At 44.7% G+C, this 18826-nt stretch carries 17 protein-coding genes and 1 pseudogene; 16 read left to right on the top strand and 2 right to left on the bottom strand.

Translation table 11 applies throughout. The annotated features are described in order from the left end of the window. Positions 1-135 precede the first annotated feature (135 nt). The 15 genes and pseudogenes from urtA (at position 136) to LZG71_RS19855 (ending at position 14641) form a co-directional block, all read left to right on the top strand. On the top strand, positions 136-1440 hold the full coding sequence (urtA, locus tag LZG71_RS19925) for an urea ABC transporter substrate-binding protein (RefSeq protein ID WP_233823315.1): 1305 nt from the start codon (positions 136-138) through the stop codon (positions 1438-1440). Positions 1441-1632: 192 nt separating this feature from the next. Continuing rightward, positions 1633-3288 carry an urea ABC transporter permease subunit UrtB gene (gene urtB, locus LZG71_RS19920; protein ID WP_233823314.1) on the top strand — a complete coding sequence of 552 codons (1656 nt, stop codon included), beginning with the start codon at positions 1633-1635 and terminating at the stop codon, positions 3286-3288. Between the two features lie 45 nt (positions 3289-3333). Continuing rightward, complete coding sequence (urtC, locus tag LZG71_RS19915) at positions 3334-4440, top strand: urea ABC transporter permease subunit UrtC (RefSeq protein ID WP_233823313.1); 1107 nt, start codon at positions 3334-3336, stop codon at positions 4438-4440. A 50-nt stretch (positions 4441-4490) separates the two neighbouring features. Then, positions 4491-5246, top strand: coding sequence for an urea ABC transporter ATP-binding protein UrtD (urtD, locus tag LZG71_RS19910; RefSeq protein ID WP_233823312.1), 756 nt, complete (start codon positions 4491-4493; stop codon positions 5244-5246). A 3-nt stretch (positions 5247-5249) separates the two neighbouring features. Beyond that, positions 5250-5960, top strand: coding sequence for an urea ABC transporter ATP-binding subunit UrtE (gene urtE, locus LZG71_RS19905; protein WP_233823311.1), 711 nt, complete (start codon positions 5250-5252; stop codon positions 5958-5960). A gap of 55 nt (positions 5961-6015) precedes the next feature. After that, positions 6016-7953 carry a PAS domain S-box protein gene (locus tag LZG71_RS19900; RefSeq protein ID WP_233823310.1) on the top strand — a complete coding sequence of 646 codons (1938 nt, stop codon included), beginning with the start codon at positions 6016-6018 and terminating at the stop codon, positions 7951-7953. Positions 7954-7998: 45 nt separating this feature from the next. Continuing rightward, on the top strand, positions 7999-8658 hold the full coding sequence (locus LZG71_RS19895; RefSeq protein WP_233823309.1) for a response regulator transcription factor: 660 nt from the start codon (positions 7999-8001) through the stop codon (positions 8656-8658). A gap of 124 nt (positions 8659-8782) precedes the next feature. Beyond that, complete coding sequence (gene ureA, locus LZG71_RS19890) at positions 8783-9085, top strand: urease subunit gamma (protein ID WP_233823308.1); 303 nt, start codon at positions 8783-8785, stop codon at positions 9083-9085. Positions 9086-9097: 12 nt separating this feature from the next. Next, a pseudogene (gene ureB / locus LZG71_RS19885) lies at positions 9098-9400 on the top strand (urease subunit beta); the annotation flags it as partial. 62 nt (positions 9401-9462) lie between these two features. After that, complete coding sequence (gene ureC / locus LZG71_RS19880) at positions 9463-11199, top strand: urease subunit alpha (RefSeq protein ID WP_233823306.1); 1737 nt, start codon at positions 9463-9465, stop codon at positions 11197-11199. A gap of 18 nt (positions 11200-11217) precedes the next feature. Next, positions 11218-11724, top strand: coding sequence for an urease accessory protein UreE (locus LZG71_RS19875; RefSeq protein WP_233823305.1), 507 nt, complete (start codon positions 11218-11220; stop codon positions 11722-11724). A gap of 22 nt (positions 11725-11746) precedes the next feature. Then, on the top strand, positions 11747-12427 hold the full coding sequence (locus LZG71_RS19870) for an urease accessory protein UreF (protein ID WP_233823304.1): 681 nt from the start codon (positions 11747-11749) through the stop codon (positions 12425-12427). Between the two features lie 97 nt (positions 12428-12524). Further along, positions 12525-13160: an urease accessory protein UreG gene (gene ureG, locus LZG71_RS19865; RefSeq protein WP_233823303.1), complete on the top strand. Its 636-nt coding sequence runs from the start codon at positions 12525-12527 to the stop codon at positions 13158-13160. Between the two features lie 47 nt (positions 13161-13207). Beyond that, complete coding sequence (locus tag LZG71_RS19860) at positions 13208-13936, top strand: urease accessory protein UreD (protein ID WP_233823302.1); 729 nt, start codon at positions 13208-13210, stop codon at positions 13934-13936. Positions 13937-14059: 123 nt separating this feature from the next. After that, positions 14060-14641: a hypothetical protein gene (locus tag LZG71_RS19855; protein ID WP_233823301.1), complete on the top strand. Its 582-nt coding sequence runs from the start codon at positions 14060-14062 to the stop codon at positions 14639-14641. Between the two features lie 218 nt (positions 14642-14859). Here the strand turns inward: LZG71_RS19855 and LZG71_RS19850 are convergent, their stop codons facing one another. Both LZG71_RS19850 and LZG71_RS19845 read right to left on the bottom strand, forming a co-directional pair. Next, a complete protein-coding gene (locus LZG71_RS19850; RefSeq protein ID WP_233823300.1) occupies positions 14860-15117 on the bottom strand; it encodes a hypothetical protein in 258 nt (85 codons plus the stop codon). Next, complete coding sequence (locus LZG71_RS19845; protein WP_233823299.1) at positions 15111-15860, bottom strand: hypothetical protein; 750 nt, start codon at positions 15858-15860, stop codon at positions 15111-15113. The genes LZG71_RS19850 and LZG71_RS19845 overlap by 7 nt, the downstream gene beginning before the upstream one ends. Positions 15861-17072: 1212 nt before the next feature. Here LZG71_RS19845 and LZG71_RS19840 point away from each other — a divergent pair. Beyond that, complete coding sequence (locus LZG71_RS19840; protein WP_233823298.1) at positions 17073-18632, top strand: carbon-nitrogen hydrolase family protein; 1560 nt, start codon at positions 17073-17075, stop codon at positions 18630-18632. The last annotated feature ends 194 nt before the right edge of the window (positions 18633-18826 follow it).

Raw genomic sequence — 18826 nt, 5'->3', positions numbered from 1 at the left:
ATACCTTTTGGTGTTACTTACGTAATTTACATCTGAAAGTATCTGTTTATCTTAATTAAATATTAGATGTTCCGGATCGCAGAGAGGTTATATTGACAAATCATTTTCACTCATTTTACTATTAAACTTATACAAATGAAAAACTTTCAAAGACATTCATGGAGTATGTTAATGCTAACTCTGATCATTACGCTTTACGGTTGCGGGGGATCAGGATCAAATGACAAAAAAGAAGAAGAAGGCAACACTGTGAAAATAGGAATTCTGCATTCTCTCAGTGGCACAATGGCCATTTCAGAGGTTTCGCTGAAGGATGTTGTTCTCATGGCAGTGGACGAGATTAATGCAAAAGGGGGGGTGCTAGGCAAAAAAATTGAACCTGTCATCGTTGATCCCGCTTCCGATTGGGATCTCTTTGCTGAAAAATCGAAAGAATTGTTACTTGATAAACAGGTCTCGGCGGTGTTTGGATGCTGGACTTCTGTTTCGAGGAAATCGGTGCTTCCAGTGTTCGAGGAAAATAACGGGTTGCTTTTTTATCCGGTACAATATGAGGGAGAAGAATGCTCTACGAGTGTAATCTACACCGGAGCAACGCCAAATCAGCAGCTTATCCCCGCAGCGGAGTACATGATGAGCGAAGAAGGAGGAGGATATAAGAAATTCTATTTACTGGGTACTGACTATGTTTTTCCACGGACTGCCAATAAGATTCTGAAGGCTTTTTTACTTTCAAAGGGTGTCCCTGCTGAGAATATCATTGAAGAATACACGCCGTTTCATCACCAGGATTATCAGACTATCGTTTCCAAAGTAAAGCAATTTGCCGCTGGTGGAAAGGCCTGCGTATTATCTACGATCAATGGGGACTCAAATGTTCCTTTTTATAAAGAGTTTGCAAATCAAGGACTGTCGGCAGCAACCTGCCCGATTATGGCCTTCTCCGTGGCCGAGGACGAATTGCGCGCAACGGACACAGAGTTTCTGGTAGGCCATTTGGCGGCATGGAATTACTTTCAGTCAATGGAATCGGCAGAAAATAAAAAATTTGTTGACGATTTCAGGGCATTTTGCAAGAAAAATAATCTCCCAGGCGGAGATAAAAGGGTGACTGACGATCCTATTTGCTGGGCATACACAGGGGTTTACCTTTGGGCCAAAGCTGCCGAAAAAGCGGGTTCCTTTGATGTGGCCAAGGTTCGACCCGCACTTTACGGTCTCGAATTCAATTCACCAGACGGGCTCGTAAAAATGGATCCGAAAAACCATCACCTGGCCAAGCCGGTGATGATCGGTGAGATAAAACCGGACGGGCAGTTCGATATCATTTGGAAATCCACAGGATTGGTCAATCCGGAACCCTGGTCCAAGCTTACTTCGCCTGACAAAGACTGCGATCACGTAAGTCGTGGAGGAACGTATACTGTGGCGAGTAAGTAGTTCCGGTCTGAGTAAAAGCCATCTGTTGCTCGTCCATTGTAGTTGCAAATGTGCTTTTTAAATCAGGATAAGGAATCCAATGCATGTATTGATCGATCACGCTGGCCGTCGTGACATCAGGTTTCGGCGGCCGGTGGAGAATTGAATAAGAGTTCTCTATTGGGCTTATTGTAAATTTTTAACTTCCAATATATGAAGCACATCACCAAAATGTGGCTCGGGATTTGTTTGTGCCTTTTGATCGGAAAAGAGGTGTCAGGACAGTCCGACAGTACTGGTTTCTATGTAGATCAGGTGCTGAATCCGTCCAACGATTCGGCACGAAGTATCGCTCTCCACAGGCTTGCAGCGTTGCGGGAACCTTCCACTTTTCCGCTTCTGGCAGCTATTAATGACAAGAAAATTTATCTTTTAGGTAACAATCCGGTTACAACAGGCGAAAAGGAAGAGCTTGCCGGTGGAGTTGAAGGTTTTACACTTTTCTATCTTTTTCCAAAACTCGAACCTGTTTTGGAAGCGGATGGCAAAGCCAAAAAAGTTACTGTTGAATCCTTAAAAAAAGTAGATGTGAGCCGGACGGACCGGTTATCGCTGGCACCAGTTTTGCCCTACCTGAACCTTACAAATCCTGATGCCAAAAAACGTATCATTGCTTACGGGCAATTACTAACGTCATTGGACAGCTTAAAAATACAGATTTTATCAGAGGCTCTTCAACTTGAAAAAGACAAGGACGCACTGACAGCAGGCAAAGAGATATTGTTTCAGCTCAAATTGAATGAAGTCTCGCTGGTGAAAGATGCGAAGGCTTACATTGATAGCCTCGACAGTAATTGGGGCGAAAATGTGACAGTCATTCTAAAAGACTATTCCGTTTCGGGAAAGGTAGAAGGCGCTAAAGCCTACGCAGCGAAAAAAGTGGAAGCCTTGGACGAATTGCAAACGAGAATTCAGAAAGCCCAGAATTTGTTCAGCGGAATAAGTCTTGGCAGTATACTGATCCTGATTGCGCTTGGTCTTGCGATTGTATATGGTTTGGCGGGGATCATCAATATGGCTCACGGAGAATTCCTGATGATCGGCGCTTATACGACATTTTGCATGCAGTCGCTGTTTATCGATATATTAGGCATAAAGTCGGATCTGTTCTTTCTGGTGTCGCTGCCGGTTTCGTTTATTGTTGCCGGGCTCTTTGGGTTGGTCCTGGAAAGATTTGTAATCAGGCATTTATACGCCCGACCTCTTGAAAGCTTATTAGCAACATGGGGGGTGAGTTTGATTATGGTGCAGCTGGCAAGAAGTATTTTCGGAGATCTTACCGCTGTAAAAGCGCCATCGTTTTTAGGTGGGGGCTGGCAGGTCATGCCGCATCTGATCTTGCCTTATAACCGCTTGTTTATCATTGGTCTTACGATTGTCGTGGTTTCACTCACCTATCTGATGCTTTATCGCAGCCGTTTGGGAATTCAGATCCGTGCTGTCACCCAAAACAGAAATATGAGCGCTTGCCTGGGGGTTGAAACGCGCACCGTCGATGCCATTACATTTTTCCTGGGATCGGGCCTGGCCGGGTTGGCAGGCTGTGCTATGACATTGATTGGCAACGTGGTTCCGGATATGGGGCAGACCTATATTGTCGACTCGTTCCTGGTCGTCGTCACCGGTGGTGTAGGCAAGATCGCCGGGGCCATTTTGTCTGGTTTAGGAATTGGATTTCTGACAAAGGTGCTGGAATCATTTTATGAAGCGGTGTACGGAAAAGTGCTCATTCTGGCTCTGATCGTTATTTTTCTACAATTCAAACCCAGAGGTTTGTTTCCCGACAAAGGGAGAATTGCAGAGGATTAAACCTGATCCATTAAACATTATTGAAACCATTTTCAAAATTAAACCATGGGAAAGACAAAAGATTTCAGACTCTACCTGGCTTTTATAGCTCTGTTTCTGATCGTATTGCCATTGGGCAACCTGCTTGGTTTCGTGTCAAATAACACCATTTCTTTGTGGGGTCGTTACTTCTGTTTTGCGATTGTGGCGATCGGAGTTGACCTGATCTGGGGATATACAGGAATTCTTTCGATGTGCCAGGCATTTTTTTTCTGCCTCGGTGGTTACAGTGTGGCCATGCATATTGTGCTTAAAGGCGCTTCAAGCGCTGGAAAGGATGGGACTTTACTGCCCGATTTCATGGTGTGGAATCAAGTAGATTCACTACCTATCTTTTGGGTACCTTTCCAGTCTTTCGGCCTGGCTATGATTCTGGGACTTCTGATCCCGGCCATTTTTGCCTTCGTTTTTGGCTACTTTATTTTCCGCAGTCGTATCAAAGGCGTTTACATGGCGATCATCACGCAGGCACTTGCCCTGGCCATGTGGCTCTTGTTTTTAAGAAATGAAACGAAGCTCGGTGGCACCAACGGCCTCACGGATTTCAAAACATTGCTTGGATTAAGCTTGTCGTCGCCAAATGTGAAGTTGGGACTATATCTGATGTCACTTGCAGGGCTTTGCGGCGCCTACGTTTTGAGCAAAAAGCTGGTAAGTTCCAAGTTTGGAAAGGTACTTCAGGCCATTCGCGACAGTGAATCCCGTACGAGCTACACCGCTTACCGGATTCTGGACTACAAACTCGCTATTTTTATTCTGGCGGCCTTGCTGGCTGCTTTTGCCGGAATGCTTTACGCCCCACAGACGGGAATTATCACGCCGGGCAGAATGGACGTGAGGGCCTCGGTGGAAATGGTGATGTGGGTGGCACTTGGCGGAAGGGGTAAACTGAAAGGTGCTATTTTGGGTGCGCTCATTGTCAACTTCTTATACAGCATTTGCACCAGTCTTTTCCCTGACTATTGGCTGTTTATTTTGGGCTTCCTTTTTGTAATTACCGTACTTTATTTCGATAAGGGTTTTCTCGGCATGATCGAGATGGCTGTCGAAAAGTTGGGCAGAAAAAGCAGGCGAATTCAGCCGGTTGCAGAGAAGGAGGTAATACACTCCTGAAACAAATGTCATTTGTTACGATATTATATGAACCTTAAACTGCTTAAAATATGCTACTTACGGTTAAACAGCTTTCAGTGTCCTTTGGAGGTGTTCATGCTTTGAATCTGAGCCATTTCAACCTGCGTGATAAGGAACTGCGGGTGATCATCGGACCGAACGGAGCCGGGAAGTCTACCTTTCTGGATATCCTGTGCGGTAAGACCAGGCCAGATGCAGGCGAAGTGTTATACAACGGAGTGCCCGTTCTGGGAAAAACAGAAGTAGAGATCGCCAATCTTGGTATTGGGAGGAAGTTTCAAAAGCCCTCCGTTTTTCCAAGTCTGACGGTTTATGACAATATGCTGCTTGCCTACAAAATGCAGAAGGGTATTTTCGCTTCTTTGTTTTTCAAACAAACCGATGAGATTGACTCAAGAATTCGGGAGGTGGCTGGTAAGGTTGGGTTGATCCGAGAAATGAAAAAGATGGCCGGAGAGCTATCACACGGTCAGAAGCAATGGCTTGAAATTGCCATTGTGGTATTACAGGACCCCAAGTTGATGCTGATAGATGAGCCTGCGGCGGGAATGTCAGACGAAGAAACGGAAAAGACCGGAGAGCTGCTCCTGCAATTGTCAAAGCACCATGGCATCATTGTTATTGAACACGATATGAAATTTGTGGAGCAGATTGCAAAGGAACTGGTGACCGTGCTGGTGAGAGGAAAGCTGCTGGTAGATGGGACCTTTGATGAGGTTCGAAATGACCAGCGTGTGATAGACAGTTATTTGGGACGGGCCAATGTACAACTTGAAAACTTCTGAATCATGAGCCAATCAATTTTGAAAATCAATTCTCTTACTTCCGCATATGGTCAAAGTACTATTTTGTGGGGTACTTCGCTGGTGGTCAAAAAGGGCACGGTCACGACTGTGATGGGGAGAAATGGCGTAGGAAAAACCACGTTATTAAAAACGATCATGGGTATCGTTGCGCCCAAGTCTGGTACCATTACGTACAAAGGCGAGGATGTTACGAATATGCCGCCATTCAGGAAGTCGAGAATGGGTATTGCATATGTGCCTCAGGGCAGGGAAATTATCCCCAAACTAACGGTTTATGAGAACCTTAAATTGGGCCTTGAAGCTTTAACCGACCGAAAGGCCAAAATCCCGGAGGACGAAATTTATACCATGTTTCCGATACTGAAGGATTTTAGAAACCGTTTGGGTGGAAATTTGAGCGGAGGACAACAACAGCAATTAGCCATTGCCCGTGCACTGACCGGCAGGCCTTCGCTGCTCTTACTTGACGAGCCCACCGAAGGCATTCAGCCATCCATCTCGCAGGAGATCGGGCAGATACTTAAAAAGCTGGCCAAGGATCAGGGAATATCGGTTTTACTTGTCGAACAAAAAATTGATTTTGCCCGGCCGGTTACGGATTATTTCTATTTCATGAACCGTGGCGCGGTGGTTTCGGAAGGCAGCTCCGAGGAAATGAGTCTCGAAGAACTACAAAATCATATTTCGTTATAATTTTTTGCAGGGAAATTAATACGGTTTGTCCGGGTGCAGATATTATAGCCCCACTTTGGCATTTTACTTTCATACCTACGTATATTTACCCGAAGGTACGAGAGGCGCAAGGCTTCTTAAAAAGAACATTACATTACAGAATTATTCAGGTATGTTCAAAAAAGAACCCGTTCAGATCGAGACGCAGGAGAGAAAGACCTTTCTTTACTTTACCTGGCTGTATGCATCCGCGCTTCTGATTGTAGCCGTTATTTCTATTTTAAGCCAGATACTTATTCAAAGATATCTGACCGACCAACGCGACGATTCGCATATCATCAATTATGCAGGGCGGCTTCGTACGTACAGCCAGACGTTAAGCAAGACGGCGCTTCTTATTGAGTCGGGCAGAGATCTGGGTTCAAATCAGAAAGAATTTGTCAACACGCTCAAGCAATGGCAAAAGGCGCATGAAGCGCTGATAGGAGGGAATTCATTTCTTAATTTACCCCCAAATAACCGGAAGGAGATTGCAATGATGTATGATATGGTGAAGGAGCCCTATCATGAAATACTGACGGCGGCCAATAGTATGATGGTGGAAATGGAAAAGAAGCAGTCCACCGACTCGGTGAACATTAAGCCTTATGTGAAAAAGATCCTCGAGTATGAAAAATCGTATCTTTTAGGCATGGAGCTTATCGTGTTTGATTACGATCGTTTCTGGCGACAAAAAGTGAGGACGCTCAAGGAAATAGAATACATCCTTCTCGGCGTAGTCTTGTTTACGCTTCTGCTGGAAGCGGCGCTTATCTTTTTTCCCTTATCCGTCAGGATCCGTCAAACCATGACTGGGTTAATAGATTCAGAGAACCGTTCTAAAAAGCTTGCGGAGCAATTGCAGGAAAGCAGTAAATCTATTGAAAAATCGCACAAGGAGCTTCGGGAGACAAACTATGCGCTTGAAAAGGCAACCTATCTTGTAAAAACGGATCGCGATGGAAACATCATTTACGCAAATGACAGATACTGTTATGTGACCAAATATAACCTATCCGAACTGAAAGGGCGGCCATTGTTTTACAACAACCACGGAGGAGATGAAAGCATCATTTATCAGCATATACGTAATCCGGAGCGGAAGATCGAAGTGTGGCAGGGTGAAGTTTTCGATACGGCTTCCGACGGTTCGGGGTTTTGGCTGGACGTCACGATGATGCCAATTATTGATAACTATGGTGATTTATACCAATATCTGGTGGTGTCTAACGACATCACGAAACGGAAGAACACAGAGAACGAATTGTGGCTTCTGACCGACGAAAAAATGCACAGAAAAGAAACGGAACAACATATCCGGTCGCTTTCAATCATCACGGGCCAGGAAAAAGAACGGGAGCGTGTCGCTGCCGAAATTCACGATGGGATCGGGCAGATGCTCACCAGCCTTCGAATGAAGTTGGAACAGGTCGATGATCGGATGGAGCACAAAGACCCCGAAATACTAAAAGTAAATGAGTTGCTGAGCAGCATCATTTTTGAAACAAAACGGATATGTGCAGATTTGCTTCCAAGCGTTTTGGAGGATTTTGGTCTTCGGTCGGCTATTCGTGAACTTGTAAAAACCTGTCGCGAAACTGCCAGTTCCATTACCTTTCATCTGGAGGAAAATATTCAGGTGGATTCGCTTCCTCGTGAGGTTGAAATCGGTGTCTTTCGCATTTTGCAGGAAGCGTTGAATAATGCGATCAAGCATTCTCAGGCCAAAACCATAGAAATACACGTAGACAATGACATTGAATTTTTAAATATGATCATACAGGATAATGGCAAGGGGTTTTATTTTGATAGCCAATACATTTACTCCCGGGAGAAATTTCCGAAAGCACATGGGCTGAGGGGTATGAAAGAACGGGCAGACTTGCTTAACAGTGTCATTAACATTAGTTCTGAGCCCGGAAATGGAACAACAGTTCAACTGGAGTTGCCTTTGCGTAAGAATAATGTCAAATAACATTAACCAAACATTCCATCAAACTAGGTTTAGCAAACATTCTTTATGAAAAAAATAGCTGTCTTTCTGGTAGATGACCACGAAATTTTCCGTAATGGACTGAAACAGTTGATCAACAACGAATCAGATATGGAAGTGATCGGTGAAGCCTCCATGGGGGAGGATGCCATTTCATTTCTTGCCAAAACCCACGTGGACGTCATCATCATGGATATTCGTATGCCGGGAATTGGCGGGTTGGATACCGGAAAGTCAGTGTTAAAGGACAACAATAAGGCAAAGTTATTGTTCTTCAGCTTATTTGATAATCCGGATTATGTCCTGACCGCCCTGGATATGGGCGCTAGTGGCTATATTTTGAAAGATACGAGTAACAAAATTTTTCTGCATGCCATTCGTACCGTGCACAACGGTCATTTCTATTTTATTGGCGAGGTCACTGACACGCTTGTACGGAAATACCACGAGCAAAGAAATGCGTCTACCGAAACACAGTCGACCTCGTCGGAAATCTCACTGTCGAAGCGTGAACAACAGATCATCAGAATGATTCATCAGGGCGTTACAAATAAAGAAATTGCCGAATCGCTCGGAATCAGCATCCGGACGATTGAAGCCCATCGGTTAAATATTCTACGGAAGTTTCAGGTTGGCACAATTGAGGAGGCCGTTGAAAATGCCCGCAGCTCATTTATGTTATCATGAAACACAAAAAAATTGTTTGACACCGGATTGATCTTTATATTTACGTACGTAGTGAATACTTAGGTTTTGCTGTCAAAGTTTGCTTCAAATAGATTGTCCATTATTAACCAGATCAAAGTCACTGATGCATCTATCTCCACGCGAGCAGGAAAAGCTTTTGTTATTTTTAGCCGGTGAGCTGGCTGAAAAGCGAAAAGCCAGAGGGCTGAAACTGAACTATCCGGAAAGCATAGCATTGATAAGCAGCCGTTTACAAGAGGCAGCGCGAGATGGCAAGTCCGTGGCTGAACTGATGCAGTATGGAGCCACGATCTTACTTCGCGAGGACGTGATGGAAGGGGTTCCGGAAATGATTCATGATATTCAGATCGAAGCTACTTTTCCTGATGGGACCAAACTGGTCACTGTTCACAATCCAATCCGCTAAAAAGCCTTAATCATGGTACCAGGAGAATATATACTTGCAAAGGACGATATCGTCGCCAATGTCGGTAAGCGGACCGATTACATCACGGTTGTCAACACAGGTGACCGGCCGGTCCAGGTTGGTTCCCATTTTCACTTTTTTGAGACAAACAAGCAACTTGCTTTCAACCGAGGAAAAGCGTACGGAATGCGATTGAATATTGCTTCGGGAACGGCCGTCAGGTTTGAACCGGGGGAGGAAAAGGATGTCATGCTTGTGGAAATCAGCGGCGGCGGGAAGATCTTCGGATTTAATAATTTGATAGATGGTGAGCTGTCTGGCGGTAAAGAAGCCGCACTTGAAAAGGCAAGCGCCCAAAGCTTTAAAAATATTAAACAATGAGTTTCTCAATCAGCCGGATCAAATATGCCAATATGTACGGGCCAACCGTTGGCGACAAAGTGCGCCTTGGCGATACAGACATCATCATCGAGATCGAGAAAGATCTGGCGATCGGGGGTGAGGTGGGCTACGGCGAAGAATCTAAATTTGGTGGCGGGAAAACCATTCGGGATGGCATGGCCCAGTCTGGTACCGCGGTACGCGCTGAGGGAGTTCTGGATTTCGTTATAACGAGTGTGATCATCATCGATCACTGGGGAATTGTGAAGGCGGATATAGGGATCAGGGACGGGAAGATTGTTGGTGTTGGCAAAGCGGGTAATCCTGACACGACCGACGGAATTTCACCCAACATGATCATTGGTGCTTCCACCGAGGTACATGGAGGAGCGGGCCTGATCGCCACGGCAGGCGGCATCGATACCCACATTCATTTTATCTGCCCCCAACAAATCGACCACGCCCTTTTCAGCGGGATAACGACGATGATCGGTGGCGGAACGGGTCCTGCGGATGGTACCAATGCGACTACTGTTACTCCGGGCGCCTGGAATATCCGGAAGATGATGGAGTCGGCTGAGGCGTTTCCCATGAACCTCGGATTTTTGGGAAAAGGTAATTGTGCTTCGTTGCCGCCATTGGAAGAACAGATCGAAGCGGGTGGTATTGGTCTGAAAATTCATGAGGACTGGGGAGCTACCCCAGCCGTGATCGATGCATCTCTGAAAATGGCAGATAAACACGATATTCAGGTAGCTATACACACAGATACTTTAAATGAATCGGGATTTCTGGAAAGTACCTTAGCTGCCATAGATGGACGGGTTATACACACGTATCATACCGAAGGAGCGGGCGGAGGGCATGCGCCTGATATTATCAAGGCCGCCATGTATCCGCATATTCTTCCTTCTTCTACAAATCCGACTCGTCCATTTACGGTTAACACGATTGACGAACATCTGGATATGCTTATGGTCTGTCACCACCTGGATAAATCGGTACCCGAGGACGTTTCTTTCGCCGATTCCAGAATCCGTCCTGAAACCATAGCCGCGGAAGATATTCTGCATGATATGGGAGTCTTCAGCATGATGAGTTCCGATTCCCAGGCGATGGGCCGGGTGAGTGAGGTGATCATCAGGACATGGCAAACGGCTGACAAGATGAAAAAGCAGAGGGGTTTTTTGCCAGAAGATGAGGGCAACGAAAACGACAATTTCCGGGCTAAGAGGTATGTGGCCAAATATACCATCAACCCAGCCATTACGCATGGGATTTCTGAATACGTTGGCTCAATCGAACACGGAAAAATGGCCGATATTGTTTTATGGAAACCGGCCTTTTTTGCAGTAAAACCGGAGATGATCATAAAAGGGGGGATGATTATCGGTAGCAGGATGGGTGATCCAAATGCATCCATACCAACACCCCAGCCTGTGATTTACCGCCACATGTTTGGGGCTTATGGAAAAGCGCTGTTTAATACTTGTGCAACATTCGTGTCTCAGCTTTCACTTGATAAAAATGTGGTACAGCAGTACGGGCTACAAAAAATGATTCTACCTGTCAAAAACTGTCGCAAAATTTCAAAAAAGGATCTGGTCCACAATGACGCCACTCCTCAGATCGATGTCAATCCTGAAAATTACGAAGTGCGAGTGGATGGTGAGCATATCACATGCGAACCGATTGCTGTGGCGTCACTCGCGCAGCGCTATTTTTTGTTTTAGAATCACAAACTGAAAATTATGACCGTAAAGGAGAAGCTTGGAAATTTGAGCGACTTTGATCTGGCAGGGAGGCATGTGGACTGGTTGCCGATGGAATGGTACGAAACCCGGAAGCGAATTCTTCATAAAAGGACGTTGTCTGGAAAGGAAGTAACTCTCAGGTTTTTGTCTGAATCACCAGAAATCACACAGAGAGATATACTCTTTGAAGATATGTCTCAAGTTATTGCCGTGGATATTGTGGCCTGTGACTGTATCATCGTGAAGCCGGTAACTATTTTTGAAACAGCCTCGCTGTGTTACGAAATCGGCAATAAACATTTGCCGTTATTTTTTGAGAATAACTGCTTGCTTGTTCCGTTTGAAGCCCCTCTGTTTCGGTTGTTGACCGCTCAGGGGTATCCGGTACTGAGAGAAAACCGTAGACTTTTACAGCCTTTGAAAACGACCGTTTCGCCACACGGAGATCAGGGAACGACAAGTTTGTTTTCGAAGATTATGCAATTGGCCGGTCCTTCTGTTTAAAACATGCACCGCATCCTTGAATATGCATTTACTTAGTTTATTGCAGCTTAGCGACCCCACCTTACCGATCGGCGGTTATGCGCATTCGTCGGGTCTGGAAACTTACGTGCAGGCGGGTGTGGTGAAAGATCTGAAGACAGCTAAGGATTTCATCAATCAAATGTTGTCCCGGAATTTTAAGTACAGTGATGCCGCTTTTGCTTCGCTTGCCTACGACGCTGCCGAACAAGGTGATTATCAGGAAATTTTAGGACTGGATGAGGAGTGCTCAGCGCTTAAATTACCAAGGGAAATCCGGGAGGCGAGTCACAAGTTGGGAAACCGTTTGATGAGGGTTTTTCAGCCTTTATGCAACAATGAACTCACTGAGACGTACCAGACCGATATCCGGCTAAAGAAAGCATTTGGGCATTATTGCATCATTTTTGGACTGTATGCATTTGTCTTGAAAATTCCAAAAAGAGAAATGCTGACCGGACTGTATTACAATACTGCTGTTGGTTTTGTAACGAATTGTGTGAAGCTTATTCCGCTGGGCCAGCAGGACGGGCAGGAAATACTATTTTCATTGCATACGACAATAAACCAACTGGTGGAGGAATCCATAATACCCGATAAAGATATGCTTGGCCTTTGCTGCCCCGGGTTTGATATCAGGTGTATTCAGCATGAAAGTTTATATTCAAGGCTTTATATGTCTTGAGGCACATTTGGGACGGAGACGGTATATCGAAAGAGGCAATGGAAGGTGGGTTACGGAAGTCTTACAAAGGCCTGATGGCCTGTACAAATATTAAAATATGGAACGGAACTATATAAAAATTGGTGTGGCCGGGCCGGTTGGATCCGGGAAAACCGCCCTGATCGAACGCCTGACACGGCAAATGGCTGCTGAGTATAGCGTTGGGGTTATTACAAACGATATTTATACCAAAGAGGATGCGGCATTTCTGACGCAAAACAGCCTCCTGCCGCCAGAGAGGATCATCGGTGTGGAAACTGGTGGGTGTCCACATACAGCGATCCGGGAAGATGCAAGCATGAACCTGGAAGCAGTTGAGGAAATGGCGGCACGTTTTCCCGACATCGAAATTATTTTCATAGAAAGTGGAGGTGATAACTTGTCGGCTACTTTTAGTCCGGATCTGGCGGACGTCAGCATTTTTGTCATTGATGTGGCCGAGGGAGACAAGATTCCAAGAAAAGGTGGGCCAGGAATCACCCGTAGTGATTTGCTGGTGATTAATAAAATTGATCTTGCACCCTATGTACACGCTGATTTGGATGTCATGGAGCGTGACTCACGAAAAATGAGAAACGGGCAACCCTTTGTTTTTACCAACCTGATGAGTTTGCAAGGGCTTGATACGGTCATCAACTGGATCAAAAAATATGCCTTGTGTGAAGCGCTGGAAGAACCGGCATTGTTACGATGAATGCCCGTTTGCATATACAGGTTGCCTTACGGGAAAATGTCACGTATTTGAAAAAGAGCTATTTTTCTCCTCCTTTCAAATTGGCCGATATTACAGAAAATAGGATGGAGCGGTGCCTGCACGTGATGCAAATGAGTTCTTCGCCGGGGATTTTGGACGGAGATGCCTATGAAATCAGGATTGAGATCGGGGAGGGGGGACACCTGCTTTTTCAGACACAATCCTACCAAAGGTTGTTCAGTATGAAAACAGGTGCAAGTCAGTCCATGACGGTCGTTATGGAAAAGGGCTCTTCATTTGTTTATTTGCCGCATCCGGTCGTACCCCAGGCGAACTCAATCTTTACTACCAGGAATAAAATTCACCTGGCGTCAGGATGCAGATTGGTGTGGGGAGAAATTGTGACCTGTGGGCGTAAGCTGAATGGAGAAGTTTTTATGTACGAAAAATACCACGCCGTTACAGAGGTCGTTTACGACGGAAAACTGATCATCAAAGAGAATATCTGCCTTACACCTGCTTCCATTGCACTTTCCGGCATTGGACTTCTGGAGGGGTTTTCCCATCAGGCAAGCTTGATGCTGTTAAATGAGAAATTTGATCAAAGTGTTGTTGTGCTGAGGGCAACGGAATATTTGGAAAAACAGGATAACATTATCTTCGGTATTACTGCTGCACCGGTATCGGGATTGTTGGTACGTATTCTCGGGAACCGGTCGGAGCAGTTAATGGATTGTTTAAAATCGATCGCAAATATATTCATGAAAGAAAATTAGGCTATGCAATCAGAGTTGGAAATTTTACTTGTTGCTGCGGTGACCATCGCCTGTCTGCACACATTCAGCGGTCCAGACCATTATGTTCCATTTGTAGCTTTATCAAAATCCAGGAATTGGTCTTTGACGAAGACGATCTGGTGGACGGTCATTTGCGGATGTGGCCATGTCTGGAGCTCAATTTTGCTCGGCCTGGGTGGTGCAGCAGCGGGCTGGTCGTTGAGTAAAGTGCAGTGGCTTGAAGGCACGAGGGGTGGTTTGGCCGGCTGGATGCTTCTTGGATTTGGTGTTATTTACGGAATCTGGGGGATTATTAATGTATATCGGAACAAAAGTCACAAGCATTTCGATGTGGAGGATGGAGGTGATGTATATGTTTTTGAACACCGACACGGCTCTGCCGTCCAAAGCAAGGAAAGGCACAAAGTAACCCCCTGGGTGATGTTTATTATTTTTTTGCTTGGCCCCTGCGAGCCCATGATTCCTCTTTTATATTTTCCGGCAGCTCAGAATTCCGTTTCAGGCATGTTGAGCATGATACTAATCTACACGGCTGTCACACTAGCCACGATGATCTTCATGGTCGTTCTCGGTTACTACGGAATCAGTATTTTCAAGACCAACAAACTCGAACAATTTATGCACCCGCTGGGCGGACTGACTATTTTCATCTGCGGAGCCGGGATGGTATTTATGGGGTGGTAGGTCCAAAGTTTATAATCCTCTTTATGCGGCTATTCCGTACGTACTGACCCCCTTGATTTGGGTTTTGGTTTAGAGATTCTGAAGAACTGACGGTTTTACTTTTTTTCTGAATGCCCTATTTTTGGCTCTTGTAACATGGTCCAATAATAGTAAAAGGACGTAACTCAACCAAAATAATTTTCGGTTGGATTACGTCCTTTATTTTACCAAAATTCAGATCAGTGGTTTACCAGATCATACAAAGAATCAATTATAGTCTTGATTTTTTTTGCATTGGCATCTGAGAAAGAAAATTCATCTGAATAGCGGTTTATGCCTCGGATCGCCTCTTTAGCATCACCTTGTTTTATCAGTGATCGCCTCTCTTCTACATATTTGAGAAATTGGGCATTGTACGGATCAGCTTTTGATTCAGCTGACAATAATGCTGTAAGCTCCTTGAATAAGTGATCAATTTTAGATAATTCGTTTACCATGGTAGCGGGATTTCTGTAACAAGTGTCTTAAAGGTAGCATCTCTTACAACAAAGGGTATAAAGATTTGCTCAGCTGTTCCGGGTAGAAATGGATTGATAACATCGTCAGCAATCTGCTGCGCTGCCGTAGTGCCTCTCCATACTTTTAATGTTTGGCCTACCGGAACCTCATAAACGTAGAATTTTGAAAAATTATTCCAGGCCGGACGAACGGCAGTTCCACCAATAACATCACCCACCGAAGCAGGGATCTGCGCTGTCCAGTATCCACCAGCCGGATTTCCGCCGGTAATACGGTAAATTTTTGTACCTGCCGGTAACTCATCTGCTTTTGCATCGACGAAATTGGCAGCATCCGACGCGGACAAATCAAGATCAGTACTCGCCCAGGCAGGATGAGAAACCGCGGATTTTAATCCGTTAGCGACATAATTTCCTTTTTCGATACCCGGAATGTTATCCCAGTCCTCAATGTAAACACGCTGATCGTAAACGCTGACCGCAGTTTCTAAGCTGTTGAATAAGTTCGCTTTGTTACCGGATTTGGCAAAAGCTTCTTTTGTTTTTTCTTCATCCAACCCAGCATCAATCCAGCCTTCCACGGTTGATTTTGTACCCTGACCTAATAGCGTTTCAAGATCATTCAGCCACGCCTGTGGCTCAACATCATGGTCCGTACAGCTGATAAATGAAACACTCAGGAGCAGCCAAAGCAGCAGGAGAGAAGCATAATTTTTTTTCATAAACGTTGAGATTTTTTTGTAGATAATTAAGAAATATAGTTACAGAACAAAGTAACCGTTTATATTCAAAAGGACCAAAATGTTTATGAGTAAGGCTTTGAATAAAGGACCATAGATCATCGAACGGCCACATTTAGGACTACTGTCGGCGACACACTGTCTTCCGCTAAATTCTTAGAAAAGGTTGAACTCGGGTAACTTGAGGCTCAGACGAGCTTCTCTGGCTTTGTGTTTGATCCTGATTTTTAACGAAGCCCGAGAAACTACCCCGCATGGATTTGGACCAAAGCCGTGCGCGAAACAGATTTGTGATCTCACATGCGACCGTCGCTGCGGTGGACAGCCTTTGGTTTTCTTTTGGCGGATCCCACTTTGCTCTTGGCAAAATTGATTCGTCTCAATTTTTTGTAGTGTTGTGTGCCGACAGATGCATCGTTCCGTACATGGCAACAGTAAAGGCAGGTACTTTCTCTGCTGAATTGGAGTTAATAACTTGTGCCTCTCCGTAGCCTAGTAATGTCTTTTCCTCCCTGAAATTTACCTCGATTTCCCATCTTCTTGGTTCTGAGTTTTTTTCAATGCAACTACCGATTGGTTACTTCGTTGTAACACTATTTTCTGATGACCGTCAATCAAGCACTTCTCCTTGCGCAAAGTCAATCGCCCGTGCTACGGCAGCCGGAAAGTTGACATACCATTGCTCGCTTTTAGCTCTTTTAATCAACCGGATTTTGGTCTTGTATCCCACAATATTAAAAAAGTTTAGAATAAACTCGAGTTTGGACACCTCCGCATCACGGGGTGTTGAGCGTTTGCAACGTGTGTTGTCGGAATCGCGTTACAAACGCTAAATCATTGGCACCCCGTTTGCAAATCGGGGCGGACGAGTTTAAGGCGTAATCGATTCCGGGCTTGATTCAGGCCATATTAATTGCTATCTTCAAGCGTATTGCCCACAATGGTCCTTATGTACAATTATATTTAAACGCCATCACCCGCTGGATCTGCTTAATTATTGAAACTTCATTCGTGTTTCTCTACAACTTCTTTTCGTGACGCGTGTTCTGAATCGGACTTACTATTTTGTAGAAGATCCAACTGGGCGTCCCGACGGAATGATCGCCAAAAATTTAAAATCAATCAGCTGTAACAGCAAAAAAACAATCACCTTCAATCATCTTAAAAACAGGTGATTTGAAGTGGGAAAAAACTATGGAAACAAACAAAGACAACAAATCAATTGAGAATATTGAGTTGGTTTTTCTAAAACCTTCTGATTATGAAGAAATAAAAGAAATGATGATTGAGACCTATTCCAGCATGCCAAATGCGTATTGGAAGGAGCATCACATTAACACACTGATCAACATTTTTCATGAAGGCCAGGTAGGTATAAGAGTTGATAATGAACTAGCCGGGTGCGCGTTGTCGATTATTGTCGACTATGACAAAGTTGACTCCAAACACACCTACAGAGCAATTACAGGAAATTATAGTTTCAATACGCACACGGCCAAAGGCGATATTTTGTACGGGATTGATGTATTTATTCGTCCCAAGTTCCGCGGCCTGCGGTTAGGAAGGCGATTGTACGATTACAGAAAAGAACTTTGTGAGAAATTGAATCTGAAAGGGATCGTATTCGGCGGGCGCATTCCAAATTACCACCAATATTCGGACACAATCTCCCCGAAAGAGTATATTGAAAAGGTACGTAACAAGGACATACACGACCCGGTTCTGAATTTTCAGCTGTCCAACGATTTTCACCCTGCCAGAATATTGCAAGGCTATCTCGAAGGCGATAAGGATTCAAATGAATATGCTGTATTACTCGAGTGGGACAATGTTTACTACGAGAAAATTTCGGATCAGGCTGCTTTCAAAAAGTCGATTATCAGGTTGGGTTTGGTACAATGGCAAATGAGGTTGTACAACGACTTTGACGAACTTATGCAGCAGGTGGAATATTTTGTGGATGCGGTGTCTGGTTACAGATGTGATTTCGCGCTTTTTCCCGAGTTTTTCAATGCTCCGCTGATGTCGGACTACAACCATCTCGCGGAACCCGACGCAATAAGAAAGCTGGCGGAATATACAGAGCGAATTGTCAGCCGGTTTTCTGAGCTAGCCATCTCTTACAACATCAATATCATTACCGGAAGTATGCCCGAGGTGGTAGGGAATAGTCTTTACAACGTTGGTTATTTGTGTAAAAGGGATGGCGGTATCGAACGATTTGAAAAACTTCATGTAACGCCGGACGAAGCAAAAGTATGGGGTATGCAGGGTGGAAATACGCTGAGAACCTTCGATACAGACTGCGGAAAAATTGGTATTCTCATTTGTTATGATGTTGAATTTCCGGAGTTGGGCCGTATCCTGGCTGATGAAGGAATGAATATCTTGTTTGTTCCTTTTCTGACTGATACGCAAAATGGCTATTCGAGGGTAAGGAACTGTGCGCAGGCCAGGGCGATTGAAAATGAATGTTATGTGGCCATCGCCGGCAGTGTTGGAAACTTGCCAAAGGTACATAACATGGATATTCAATATGCGCAGTCGATGGTATTTACGCCCTGTGATTTTTCTTTCCCAACCAATGGTATAAAAGCCGAAGCGACCCCAAATACTGAAATGATATTGATTGCAGACGTGGATATTGATATGCTGCGGGAATTAAACCAGTTTGGAAGTGTGCGAAATTTGAAAGACCGGAGAACCGACATTTATTCAATTATGCGCAGAATCGAGAGCACGGATAAGTTGTAGCCCATAAAGACAATCTTTTGTAAAATCGTTTTTAGGTAAATAATATTTGGGATCTCATGGATGTTTAACTGCATTTATGAGATCCCTGTTTGTGAAAATCGCGTTGCAAACGCTCAGCCATTAATACCCCCGATTGGCAAATTGGGGGTGAGCGGGTTCAGTAAACAATTCTTGCTGATATGATGGTGTAAGTT

The organism is Dyadobacter sp. CY312 (assembly GCF_021390535.1).
Classification (GTDB): domain Bacteria; phylum Bacteroidota; class Bacteroidia; order Cytophagales; family Spirosomataceae; genus Dyadobacter.
This window is presented reverse-complemented; position numbering and strand designations above follow the sequence as displayed.